At 57.1% G+C, this 12,997-nt stretch carries 10 protein-coding genes and 1 pseudogene; all 11 read left to right on the top strand.

Features of this window, described 5'->3' with window-relative positions:
• The first annotated feature begins 53 nt into the window (after nt 1-53).
• The 11 genes and pseudogenes from flhC (at nt 54) to cheZ (ending at nt 12,782) form a co-directional block, all read left to right on the top strand.
• Entirely contained in the window at nt 54-650 is a 597-nt protein-coding gene (flhC, locus tag CH74_RS16420; protein ID WP_048308615.1) for a flagellar transcriptional regulator FlhC, read from the top strand.
• A gap of 183 nt (nt 651-833) precedes the next feature.
• Nucleotides 834-1,709 (top strand): flagellar motor stator protein MotA, encoded by an 876-nt coding sequence (gene motA / locus CH74_RS16415; RefSeq protein WP_048308613.1) that lies wholly within the window; start codon nt 834-836, stop codon nt 1,707-1,709.
• The gene (gene motB, locus CH74_RS16410) at nt 1,706-2,662 is read left to right on the top strand and encodes a flagellar motor protein MotB (RefSeq protein WP_048308611.1); all 957 of its coding nucleotides are present in this window, start codon (nt 1,706-1,708) and stop codon (nt 2,660-2,662) included. The genes motA and motB overlap by 4 nt, the downstream gene beginning before the upstream one ends.
• A 19-nt stretch (nt 2,663-2,681) precedes the next feature.
• The gene (gene cheA, locus CH74_RS16405; protein ID WP_048308609.1) at nt 2,682-4,799 is read left to right on the top strand and encodes a chemotaxis protein CheA; all 2,118 of its coding nucleotides are present in this window, start codon (nt 2,682-2,684) and stop codon (nt 4,797-4,799) included.
• Nucleotides 4,796-5,311: a chemotaxis protein CheW gene (cheW, locus tag CH74_RS16400; protein WP_048308608.1), complete on the top strand. Its 516-nt coding sequence runs from the start codon at nt 4,796-4,798 to the stop codon at nt 5,309-5,311. Before cheA ends, cheW begins: the two co-directional genes overlap by 4 nt.
• Before the next feature lie 288 nt (nt 5,312-5,599).
• Entirely contained in the window at nt 5,600-7,303 is a 1,704-nt protein-coding gene (locus CH74_RS16395) for a methyl-accepting chemotaxis protein (protein WP_048308606.1), read from the top strand.
• Nucleotides 7,304-7,372: 69 nt separating this feature from the next.
• Nucleotides 7,373-9,562 carry a PAS domain-containing methyl-accepting chemotaxis protein gene (locus tag CH74_RS16390; RefSeq protein ID WP_048308605.1) on the top strand — a complete coding sequence of 730 codons (2,190 nt, stop codon included), beginning with the start codon at nt 7,373-7,375 and terminating at the stop codon, nt 9,560-9,562.
• Nucleotides 9,563-9,564: 2 nt separating this feature from the next.
• On the top strand, nt 9,565-10,485 hold the full coding sequence (locus CH74_RS16385) for a CheR family methyltransferase (protein ID WP_048308604.1): 921 nt from the start codon (nt 9,565-9,567) through the stop codon (nt 10,483-10,485).
• A 63-nt stretch (nt 10,486-10,548) separates the two neighbouring features.
• Nucleotides 10,549-11,610: a chemotaxis response regulator protein-glutamate methylesterase gene (locus CH74_RS16380; RefSeq protein WP_048308602.1), complete on the top strand. Its 1,062-nt coding sequence runs from the start codon at nt 10,549-10,551 to the stop codon at nt 11,608-11,610.
• Between the two features lie 54 nt (nt 11,611-11,664).
• On the top strand, nt 11,665-12,054 hold the full coding sequence (cheY, locus tag CH74_RS16375) for a chemotaxis response regulator CheY (protein WP_048308601.1): 390 nt from the start codon (nt 11,665-11,667) through the stop codon (nt 12,052-12,054).
• Nucleotides 12,055-12,120: 66 nt separating this feature from the next.
• A pseudogene (gene cheZ, locus CH74_RS16370) lies at nt 12,121-12,782 on the top strand (protein phosphatase CheZ).
• Nucleotides 12,783-12,997 lie beyond the last annotated feature (215 nt).

Raw genomic sequence — 12,997 nt, 5'->3', positions numbered from 1 at the left:
TGCTGATGGCCTCCGTACCCACAGCGTCACTCGCTCAGGCAAGGGGCTAAACCATGACCCAGAAAAGCCTGGTCACCGAGATGCACCAGGTGCGGATGGCCATCGAGCTGATCGAGCTCGGTGCCCGTCTGCAGGTGCTGGAGACCGAAACCGACCTGAGCCGGGCGCGTCTGATCAAGCTGTACAAAGAGGTGCGCGGCATGTCACCCCCCAAGGGCATGCTGCCATTCTCGACGGACTGGTTCATCACCTGGCTACCCAACATACATTCGTCGCTGTTCTATAATATTTATCAGCGGCTGGTGGAGGATCACGGCTGTGAGCGCATGGACGCCTTCGTGCGGGCCTACAAGCTCTACCTGGAGCAGTTGGCACTGGAAGAAGCGGAACCGGTTCTTGGTCTGACCCGAGCCTGGACGCTAGTGCGCTTCTTCGAGAGCAACCTGCTCGAGCTATGCAAATGCACCGCCTGCTCCGGCCATTACGTCATGCATGCGCATACGCCATCACAGGATTTCGTGTGCGGTATCTGCCAGCCTCCCTCCAGGGCAGGCAAGACCCGTAAAAAGCGTGAAGAGGAGAAGCAGGCGACACCTACCACAACGATCGACAAGCGGACTAGCCAACTTCTGGTCAAACGCCACGCCTAAGCCCTTCTTCCAAGGGTCAACGATTCGATGTGAATCCGCCAGCCGCAGTGTCATGACACTGCGGCTTTTTTGTGTTCTGACGATCTTGTTATTCGTAAGTTTTCAACCTATTGCCTCAAGCTGTTTCCCCCCCTGCCGATAACCCATTACAAGTCCAACGGTTCACGGCAAGGATGTTTTCACGTGCTAATTCTAATCGGTTATCTGGTCGTTATCGGCTCCGTATTTGGGGGCTATATGCTGATAGGTGGTCATCTTGGTGCGCTTTATCAGCCTGCCGAAATAGTCATGATTGCCGGGGCAGCGGTGGGTGCATTCATTGCTTCCAACAACGGAAAAGCCATCAAGGCGACCATGCGTACGTTTTCTAAATTGAAGCGTACCAATAAATACAATAAGGCCATGTATATGGAACTCATGGCATTACAGTACAAGCTGCTGGCCAAGGCTCGTCGCGACGGAATGCTCGCTATCGAAAGCGATATAGACGATCCCCAGAACAGCGCGCTATTTGCCGAATATCCGATGCTGTTGAGCGATCCCATGATAATGGGGTTCCTCACGGATTATCTGCGATTGATGGTCAGCGGCAACATGGATCCCTTCGAAATCGATGCGCTCATGGAGCACGAGATCGAGACCTTTCAGCATGAAGCCGAAGTGCCGGCGCATTCCCTGCAATCCGTCGGTGATGGTCTGCCGGCCTTCGGTATCGTGGCAGCGGTCATGGGGGTGGTACATGCCCTGGGGTCCGCGGATCAGGGGGCAGCGGAAATGGGCATCTTGATTGCCCACGCCCTGGTCGGGACCTTCCTAGGGATTCTTCTAGCCTATGGCTTTGTCAATCCCGTCGCGGCGCGCATTCTTCATCAAGTGGCGGAAGCGGTAAAGATGCTGCAGTGCATTCGCGTCACCCTGATGGCGAGTCTCAATGGCTATGCGCCGCAGCTGGCGGTGGAGTTTGGCCGCAAGGCGCTGTATACCGCCGAGCGTCCCAGTTTCAACGAACTCGAAGATCATGTGCGAGCCACCAAGAATAGTGCGGCGGGTGGTTCATGAGCGGTGCCCATCGACCCATTATCGTCAAGCGCAAGAAGGTGGCGAAAGGCGGCCACCATGGCGGCGCCTGGAAGATCGCCTACGCGGACTTCATGACGGCACTGATGGCTCTGTTTCTGGTGCTCTGGATTCTGGCCCAGGCGGATGAGTCGGAGCTCAAGACCATTGCCGAGTATTTCCGCACACCCTTGCCCGTGGCCATGGCCGGTGGCGACAAGAACACCGCCAGCACCAGCGCGATTCCCGGTGGCGGGCCGGACCCGGCCCACATCAACGGCGAGGAAGAGCGGGTCGATCGACGTCAGGAAACGCGCACCAGCGACGAACAGCAGCGCTTGATCGATCTCGAACGGCGCATCGAAGCGGTCATTCAGAGCAAGCCGAACCTGCGGGACATGCGGCCTCAGATGCGCATGTCGTTGACCTCCGAAGGCCTCAGGATTCAGCTCGTCGACTCCGATCGCCGACCGATGTTCGAGCGCGGCAGCGATCGCGTCGCCCCCTACATGAGCGACATTCTGCGGGCCATTGCGCCGGTGCTCAACGAGCTGCCCAACCGGATCAGCTTGAGCGGACATAGCGATAACGTGCCTTACGTCAATGGCGAAAGAGGCTACAGCAACTGGGAGCTGTCGGCGGATCGTGCCAACGCGTCCCGTCGCGAGCTGGTGGCCGGTGGCCTGGATTCCGAACGGTTATTGCGAGTCGCCGGCATGGGGTCGCGGGTACCGCTCAACGAGACCGAGGCCAACGATGCCGCCAATCGGCGTATCAGTATCGTCGTGTTAGACAAACGTGCCGCGGAGTCAATCGAGCGCCAGAGTACGCGTAGCTGGCCGCAACCCAATACCACGATCGAGAACGGGGTGGAAATACCTGCAACACAAGTGGAAACAATGAGTGTTTTACCGAATTCGGTATCGCCGACGTCCGTCGTCAGCGATGCCCTTTAAGACCCAACTGGACTAGCCCATGGATATCACAGATTTCTATGACACTTTCTTCGAAGAAGCCGAGGAACTTCTGGGCGACATGGAGCGCCTTCTTCTGGAGTTGGATGTCGATGAACCCGACGCGGAGGAGCTCAACGCGATATTCCGAGCTGCTCACTCCATCAAGGGGGGCGCCGGAACCTTCGGCTTTCTGGTGCTTCAGGAAACCACCCATATTCTCGAGAACCTGCTCGACCACACCCGCCGCGGTGAGCTTACGCTGCGTCGGGATATCGTCGACACCTTTCTGGAAGCCAAGGACATGCTGCACGATCAGTTGAATGCCTATCGCAACGGCGAAGAGCCCGACCAGGAGGCTTTTGAACGCATCTGCAAGACCTTGAAGCAGATGGCGTTGGATGAGCTGGGCGGCGCAGAGGGCACAAAGGCGCCCAAAGCCAAGCCTGCTCCCGAGCCGGTCAAGGAAGCCGAGACCACGGCATCCGCTGATGGCGTTAATGACAGTGAAAGCGATGAAGAGCAGGAAACGACCCTGCGCGTGGCGCTGCTGAATGTTGCGGAGAAGGACCGTGGTTTGCTGGTCGAGGAGCTGGCGCAGCTGGGCAGCGTGATCGAACAGCAGGGCGACGACAAACGCTATGAAGTAACGCTGAAAACCGCGGTGAGCGGCGAAGATATCGAGGCGGTAATGTGCTTCGTCATCGACGCCGAGCAGCTCGAAATCAGTGCTGCCGAACCTGTAAGCACTGTTGCACCGGCGGCGCAGCCCGTTGACCAGGCGCCCGCCGAGCCCGCGCCTGCAGCACCCGCCGAAACCAAAAGCGAAGCGCCGCCCAAGCCCGATGCTTCCGCGCCAGCCAAGCCGCCGGCTTCTTCTAAAGATAAAAAGCCCCAGGGCGGAAAGCCCAAAGGTAGCGGCGAGTCTTCACTGCGGGTGCCGGTGGACAAGGTGGATCAGATCATCAATCTGGTGGGCGAGCTGATCATCACCCAGTCGATGCTGGATCAGACTGCCAGCGAGATCGATGGCATGACCCATAGTGCCCTGCACAACGGTCTCAATCTGCTGCAGCGCAACGCCCGGGACCTGCAGGAAGCAGTCATGTCGATCCGCATGATGCCCATGGACTACGTGTTCAGCCGCTTCCCGCGTCTGGTGCGGGATCTCGCGGACAAGCTGAACAAGGACGTGGAACTTATCACGGAAGGCAAGTCCACGGAGCTCGACAAGAGTCTGATCGAGCGCATCATCGATCCATTGACCCATCTGGTGCGCAACAGTCTCGATCACGGCATCGAATCTCCGGATGAGCGCGAAGCCAAGGGCAAGCCACGAGGCGGCAAACTCACGCTTTCTGCCCAGCACCAGGGCGGCAACATCCTCATTGAAGTGATCGATGACGGCGCCGGTCTCAACCGCGCCAAGCTGCTCGCCAAGGCGGAATCCAACGGTCTTGCGGTCTCGGACAGCATGAGCGACGACGAGGTATGGCAGCTGATTTTTGCGCCCGGATTCTCCACCGCGGAGCAGGTCAGTGACGTATCCGGTCGTGGCGTCGGCATGGACGTGGTCAAGCGAAACATCCAGGCCATGGGCGGGCATGTCGAGATTCTTTCCCGGGAAGGTCAAGGCACCACGACCCGCATCGTATTGCCGTTGACCCTTGCAATTCTCGACGGCATGTCGATCAAGGTCGGCAAGGAAGTCTTCATTTTGCCGTTGGGAACGGTGCTTGAGTCATTGCAGCCAAGCCGGGACGATCTCTACACCATGGCGGGCAGCGATCAGCTGCTCAAGGTGCGGGATGAATATCTGCCGGTGATCGCACTGCATCAGGTGCTCGATATCGACAATGCCCGCACCGAGCTTACCGAATGCATCGTGGTCATCGTGCAAGGAGAAGGGCGCCGCTATGCATTGATGGTCGACGATCTTATCGGCCAGCAGCAGGTGGTGGTCAAGAATCTGGAAACCAACTATCGCAAGGTGCCGGGTATTTCCGCGGCCACCATCCTTGGCGATGGCAGCGTCGCGCTCATTCTGGACATTGCCGATCTGCATCGCTTAAGCCGGCGTAAAACCGTGCAACCCACTCATAAATCAATCAAGCCCACTCAGGAGGTGCTTACGTCATGACCGCCGTATCTCAAGCCAATGCTCAGCTGCAACAAGCCAATGCTGCCAACCTCGATGCTCACAGCAGCGAGTTCCTGGTGTTCTCTCTGGGTGAAGAAGAGTATGCCGTCGACATTCTCAAGGTGCAGGAAATTCGTGGCTACGAAAATGTCACCCGCATCGCCAACGCCCCGGATTTCATCAAGGGCGTGACCAACCTGCGCGGCGTCATCGTGCCGATCGTGGATCTGCGCATCAAGTTCCATCTGGCCAACGTCGAATACGGCGGCCAGACCGTGGTCATCGTGGTCAATGTAGGTGACCGGGTGGTGGGTATCGTCGTCGATGGCGTTTCCGACGTCATGACCCTGAGCCCGGATCAGATCAAGCCGGCACCGGAGTTCGGGGTCACCATGTCCTCGGATTATCTCAGCGGCCTGGGCAGTCTGGAGGATCGCATGCTGGTACTGGTCGACATCGACAAACTGCTTACCAGTGAGGAAATGGCGCTGGTCGATAAAACGACTCATTGACGATATAAAAGTCGAATAAATCCGGGTAGCTTTTTAATTAGAGGCGAGGATAAAATCCTCGCCTTTTTTATGGTTCATGGTGATCGACTAAAGATAGCAATTCTGATTTTAAATCATCAAGAATGACCCTTACCCCGCCGATATCGTTTATAGACGTTTCCCACAGATCGTTACAGCACATTGCCTTGGAATATGCGCATAGGCATGCATCGACGTCGTTGTATTCATGTGTGGACAAACGACAACAATTTCAAAACATAGCATTGTCGATTCTGCATGGGAGAAATCATGAAGCAATTAAGCAATATGACGGTAAGAACAAGTTGGCTACTTGCGCTACTGGTGTTTGCAGCATTGGTCGTGGGATTGAGTGCGCTGGGTGGTTACGCGGTGCAATACAGCGAGCAGGCGCTGGAGAAAATCAATCAGGTCAACATCGAGCAGCAATCAAAACTCAACCAAACGAACAGAGAGTTGCTGACGCTACGTCTGGCGATCGAGGGCGAGTTCGCTCGTCTTGATGGTGCTTCCTGGGGTGCATTGCAGTCCTCGCCGGGTGACTTATCGACAATGCTCGATGACGTATATCAGACTTTCAACGAGTTCAAGGCGATTCCGGCGCTGCCAGAAGACGCCGCAGTGATCACACAGATTGAAGCTGATTTCCACCGCCTGGTAGACGCAGCATTGGCGCCGCAAATTGCCGCCTTACAGACGATGGAGCTGACGAAGCATGCTGAATATGCCGCTTCCGTTCAGCCGCTTCACGATGCTTTTCAGAGCAGTGCCGTTGCGTTTCTTGTTGCGGCCAGTGCAGAAGGGCGAATGCTTTATCTCGATTTTCAAACCATTGCGATGGCGCTGAAGATTGCCATCGGTGTAGCGCTTTCCGTGTCCTTGATCACGATCCTGCTCATGCTGCGTGGTATTACCGTCAACGTGATTCGCCCGCTGCAAGCGATTGTCGGGCATTTCGAGCGCATCGCCCAAGGCGATCTTTCGGGGCGAATCGAGCAGCGCGGCAGCAATGAGATCGGCAAATTGTTCACGGCGCTGGCTCAGATGCAGGAAGGGCTGTCGCACACCGTAGGCAAAGTCCGGTTTGGCAGTCAGCGCATTCACTCGGGTACTCGGGACATTGCCCAAGGCAATCTCGATCTTTCTTCCCGTACCGAGCAGCAGGCGGCGTCTCTCGAAGAGACCGCCTCGAGCATGGAACAGCTGACCGCTACGGTTTCTCATAACGCGGACAACGCACGCCAAGCAAGCCAGCTCGCCGAGGAAGCGTCTCGCACCGCAACCCAGGGCGGTGAAGTGGTCGGACAGGTGGTGGATACCATGCGGGACATCAGCACCAGCTCCCACAAGGTCGTGGACATCATCGATGTGATCGACTCCATCGCCTTCCAGACCAATATTCTGGCCCTCAATGCCTCCGTGGAAGCCGCTCGTGCCGGCGAGCAGGGGCGTGGTTTCGCCGTGGTGGCCGAAGAGGTGCGCAATCTGGCAGGGCGCTCTTCAGATGCGTCAAAGGAAATTCGCAGTCTGATCGAAGCCTCCGCTGCCCGGGTGGATACAGGGACGAAGCTGGTCGATCAGGCGGGCAGCACCATGGGGGACATCGTCACCGCGATAAAGCGGGTCAACGACATCATGGACGAGATCGCCTCTGCCTCTCAGGAGCAGAGCAATGGCATCGGCCAGGTCAATGAAGCCATCACTCAAATGGATCAGGTTACCCAGCAGAATACCGGACTGGTGCAGCAGGCCGCCGCCTCCGCCCAGGCGTTGGCGCAGGAGGCCGAAGCGCTCAGCGAAGCCGTGGCGTCCTTCAGGCTTGCCGAAAACCAGCACGCCAAGCAGCCAGTGCGGCCAACCCCATCCGCAAGACAGATCGAACCATCAACCTCTTCTCGACCCGTAAGCGGCAGGCCCGCTGGGCGAGCATCGCGCCCAGCACAGCGGCGGGAAGAAGAGTGGGAAGCGTTTTAACCATTTGAAATCAAAAAAACGATAACAACGGCCTTACGAGGCTCTTTACAGGGTAGCGGGGGGAGTGCCATGCGTAACAATCAGCCAGTGACACAAAATGAGTATGTGATTGATGAAGACAAATTTCTGATTTCCAGAACCGATCTCAAGGGGCGTATCAGCTTTGCCAGCGATGCATTCATTGAAGTCAGCGGTTTTGATAAAGAAGAATTGATCGGCGCGCCACATAACATCATGCGTCATCCAGACATGCCGGAAGCCGCGTTCATCGATTTCTGGGCGACCCTTGAAGCAGGAGAGACCTGGAACGGGCTGGTCAAGAATCGTCGCAAGAATGGGGATTTCTACTGGGTCAATGCCAGTGCAACGCCGCTTCTCGAAAATGGCGAAGTGCAAGGCTATGCGTCGGTGCGCACCAAAGCCGCGCCAGAGGAGTGTGCTCATGCAGAGCGTATCTACGCCCAGCTGCGAACGGGTCAGACAAAAGATATACGCCTGAACCGTGGTCAAATCGAGCGCCTGGGCATGACCGGCTGGTTCAAGCGATTGAAGCTTCGCTCGTTGCAGGGTCGCGTCGTCAGCATGATAACCCTGGCGCTAGTGCTGCTATTGGCTAGCGGCGGTTTGGGCATGGTGGCACTGGAGGGTGCCGGCCAGCGCCTGGTAGCTCTCAATCAGGATGGCCTGCAAGATGTGGCTCGCCTCCAGCGACTCGATCAGTTGGTCACGCAAGGGCATCAGAGCCTATCTCAGCCGTCACCGCTGGAGCTTCTCAATGCACGCCAACAACATGCCGAGACCCTTGAAAACCTCTCCGGTCGCCTGGCGACTCTATGGGCCGACTATACCGCTCGCCCTGTCAATCAGACCCCAGCGGCGGACGAGTTCGGCAAGGCTCTTGAAAACTACAGACAAGAGGGCTTGCTGAACGCGTCAACGGTTCTAGGGGGTGAGGATCAGTTCAAGGCTTTTAGCGCGAGCAAGGAGATCATTGCCAGGCTTCAGGCCAGCGGAACCGAGCTTTCCACAACGATTGCCACTCTGGTCGAAGACAAACAGGCTTCCGCGCAAATCATGGCGCAACAGGCTGAGACTCAGCAGCGCAACATGATGCTTTTTCAGGCAGGCCTTCTGTTATCGGGTCTGTTTTGCCTGGTCGTGATGGGATCGTTCACTTTGCGTGCCTTTCGCCGCTCGATCCAGGAATCGATGCATTTCACTCAGCAGGTCGCCGCGGGCAATCTTGGGGCCAGCCTGCCTAGCCAGCGGGACGATGAGCTGGGCTATTTAATGCAAGCATTGGATACCATGCGCAAAAATCTGAGCAGCGTCGTCAAGAACGTCAACGACAGCGTTGGCGTCGTGCGTCCTGCCTCCCGAGACATTGCCAAAGGCAATGAGGATCTATCGACACGTACCGAACAGCAAGCCGCCTCTCTGGAAGAAACCGCTTCGAGCATGGATGAAATGACCGCTACGGTGCGCCAGAACGCTACCAACGCCGGCCATGCCAGCGAATTGGCGGATAAAGCCAGTAATGCGGTAAGTGAAAGCGGAACCGTCATGCAGCAGATGGTCGGCACCATGGACAACATCACCGCCGGCTCGAAAAAGATGACGGAAATCATCGGCGTCATCGATTCCATTGCCTTTCAAACCAACATTCTGGCGCTCAACGCCTCCGTCGAGGCTGCTCGGGCCGGGGAGCAGGGTCGGGGATTCGCGGTGGTTGCCGGGGAAGTACGCAACCTGGCCGGACGATCCGCCAGTGCCGCGAGTGAAATTCGCACCTTGATTGATGATTCCGCTAAAGAAATCAACGGTGGGGCCGAATTAGTTAAACAAGCCGAGACATCCATCGAGCAGGTCGTGACGGCGGTACTCAAGGTCAATGACATCCTCAAGGATATTTCCATGGCCTCCGATGAGCAGACTCAGGGTATCGAGGAAGTCAATCAGGCCATCGCCATCATGGGATCCGTCACCCAGCAGAATGCGGAGCGGGTGGAATCGTCGGCTCGCGCCGCCAATAGTCTGGACGAGCAGGTGACGCGGTTGGCCAACGCCATAGCGATGCTTCGTCTCAAGGGCAGTGGTCGAGAGGCCGTCACTCGAGACGCTCGCATCGCCGCAGCGGCTGCCAGACGCGATGACAAGTCAGACAGCGTTGGGGGCTTCACTCAAGCGTCTGCTCAGGCTCCGGCAAGGACACAGGATAACGATTCTGTGTCTTCGAATAACGAATGGGAGACCTTTTAAACATGACAATCCATCGGTCCATCACCGGGAGTGCCGTCGCCGCGACAGTCGCTACTCGTCAGGGCGCCTGGACAGGAAGCCTCGAGCGCGATCTGGAAATGACCGATGCGGATTTCGAGCGGGTGCGCACGTTGATCTATCAGCGTGCCGGCATCGTGCTGGCGGAACACAAGCGCGAAATGGTCTATAGCCGGCTGGCGCGGCGTTTGCGCCAGCACAAGCTGACGCGCTTCAAGGATTACCTGGAGCGCCTGGAACGGCAATCGGATTCTCGGGAGTGGGAAGCCTTCACCAATGCGTTGACCACCAACCTCACCGCCTTTTTTCGCGAAGCGCATCACTTTCCACTGCTGGCAAACCATGTCGCGAAACAGAGCGGGCCCATACGCATCTGGTGCTCGGCGGCCTCTACCGGTGAAGAGCCTTACTCCATCGCCATGCAGCTCAGCGAGACCCTGGGCCCAAGAGCGCGGGATGCCAAGGTCATCGCCACGGATATCGACACCGAAGCCCTGGCCAAGGCCCGACAAGCGGTCTATCCGATCGATCAGGTGGCCAAGCTTGATGAAGCAAGGCGCAAGCGATTCTTTTTGCGTGGTAGCGGCGCCCGTTCCGGGCAGGCCATGATCAGACCGGAAATATCCGCCATGGTCGAATTCAAGCCGCTCAATCTATTGGCGCCGAAATGGCCGATAGAAGGTCGTTTCGATGCGATTTTCTGTCGCAATGTGATGATCTATTTCGACAAGACCACCCAGGCCAAGATACTCGAAAACTTCGTGCCTTATCTCAAGCCCAACGGGCTTTTGTTTGCCGGTCATTCCGAGAATTTTTCGTTCATCAGTCAGGCGTTTCGCCTGCGTGGTCAGACGGTGTACGAACTGGCCAATCCAGCCTTAAGTCAGTCGTCTTCCGGCCGATAAAGATATTAATAACAGAAACTATGCCTGCCTCTTGCAGACAGGATGATGGAAAGGAGAGGGCTCTTGAGCTCACCCAAGATCAAGGTGCTTTGCGTCGACGATTCAGCGCTGATTCGTGATTTGATGACCGAGATCATCAATTCGCAGCCGGATATGGAAGTGGTGGCTACGGCCCCGGACCCACTGGTTGCGCGGGATCTCATCAAACGCACCAATCCTGACGTGCTGACGCTGGATGTGGAAATGCCACGAATGGACGGACTGGACTTTCTCGATCGTCTGATGCGTCTTCGCCCCATGCCGGTACTGATGGTGTCGTCACTGACTCAAGCCGGTTCCGAGATCACCCTGCGTGCTCTGGAACTTGGCGCGGTGGACTTTATCGCCAAGCCTCAGATGGGCATTCGCAGCGGCATGCTGGATTACGCCGACATGATCGCGGACAAGCTGCGTGCTGCCGCCAGGTCGCGACCGCGCACCGCACGGCGTAAGGATGCACCGCCGCCCACGGCGATCAAGGCGCCTTTCATCTCCAGTGAAAAGCTGATCATCATCGGCGCTTCCACCGGCGGTACCGAAGCCATCCGTACCGTACTCGAACCGCTGCCGGCCAACAGCCCGGCGATTCTCATCACTCAGCACATGCCCGGTGGCTTTACCAAGTCCTTTGCCGAACGTCTCAATCGGCTGTGTCGGATCACCGTCAAAGAGGCGGAAGAGGGCGAGCGCATTTTGCCGGGGCATGCCTACATCGCCCCCGGGGATACGCACCTGAAACTGGCCCGAAGTGGCGCCAACTATGTGGCGCGTCTCGACGATGGGCCCCCGGTGAATCGACACCGCCCCTCCGTGGACGTGCTGTTTCACTCCGCGGCCCAGTTCGCGGGTCGTAATGCCATCGGGGTGATTTTGACCGGCATGGGTAAGGACGGCGCGGCGGGTCTGCTCGAAATGCATCAGGCGGGTGCGCAGACGCTTGCGCAAAGCGAAGCCAGCTGCGTGGTTTACGGTATGCCTCGGGAGGCGGTGGCCCTTGGTGGGGCAATGGAGATCGTCGATCTCGATCAGATGGCGAGTCAGATCATGCATCGCGTGGCTGCCTCGGGGCGTGCTCAACGAGTGTAATGAGTCATTCAACATTTCTTTAATAAACAATCGAATAGATAACGAGGTTTGAAGATGGTCGACAAGAACATGAGCATCCTGGTGGTAGACGACTTTCCCACCATGCGCCGTATCGTACGCAGCCTGCTCAAAGAGCTGGGCTACACCAACGTGGACGAAGCCGAAGACGGCCAGGAAGGGTTGAGCAAGCTGCGCTCGGGCAGTTTCGAGTTCGTCGTCTCGGACTGGAACATGCCCAATCTCGATGGTCTGGAGATGCTCAAGCAGATTCGTGCCGACGATGCGCTCAAATCCTTGCCGGTATTGATGGTCACCGCGGAAGCCAAGAAAGAGAACATCATCGCGGCGGCCCAGGCGGGCGCTAATGGCTACGTGGTCAAGCCTTTCACGGCAGCGACCCTTGAAGAAAAACTCAACAAGATCTTCGAGAAGCTGGGCAAGTAGTCCAGGGGATGCTTGAGCTGATCTTAAGCTGACTTTTAGAAAGACAAGTCATGAGGAGAATGAATCATGAGCGGTGATGCACAGCAGGCCGGGCAGTTTCAGGCCGATGATCTTATTCTGAGAATCGGACAGTTGACCCGCATGCTCAGAGACAACATGCGGGAGTTGGGTCTCGACAAGGAGATCGAGAAGGCCGCGGAAGCCATTCCGGACGCCCGGGATCGCTTGAGCTATGTGGCGACGATGACCGAGCAGGCGGCGGAGCGCGCGCTCAATGCCATCGACCGGGCACAGCCGATTCAGGAAGGCATGGAAGCCCGTGCCAATGAACTCGACGGACGCTGGGCCGAATGGTTCGCCGAGCCCAAGGAGCTGGATGAGGCCAAGCGCTGGTGGTCGATACCCGAGAGTACCTTGCCTCGATACCGACCCAGACTCAGGCCACCAACGCGGAGCTGCTGGAAATCATGATGGCCCAGGATTTCCAGGATCTGACCGGTCAGGTCATCAAGAAAATGATGGACGTGATCAAGCAGATCGAAAATCAGCTGGTACAGGTACTGCTCGACAGCGTGCCCAGCGATCACGATCGCAAAGAGCTGCGCAAGGCTATGGACAACGAGCGTGAAAACTCGCTGGTCAATGGGCCGCAGGTCAATCCGGATGCGCCGGATGTGGTCAACAATCAGGATCAGGTGGACGATCTATTGGACTCTCTGGGTTTCTAACCGGCCGGACTGATTAGTCTTTGTTCCAAGCGCATCATTAGATACCGCCTTCTACAGCGTCTGCACTTCATCCTCATGTGCTTCTCTTTACGCGCGACAATCGTGGATTAACGCCCGATTCGTCGCGCTTTTTGCGTGATCGTTTTTCGCCTTTTCCGCACAGAATAATCAGCGTTTCCCTATTCTTTACCGCTGTTCTTTTGCGTGGTGCCTGG

This window comes from Halomonas sp. PR-M31, assembly GCF_001039575.1.
Lineage (GTDB): Bacteria > Pseudomonadota > Gammaproteobacteria > Pseudomonadales > Halomonadaceae > Modicisalibacter.
The sequence above is the reverse complement of the archived record's forward strand: the minus strand, read 5'-3'. Positions and strand labels throughout refer to the sequence as shown.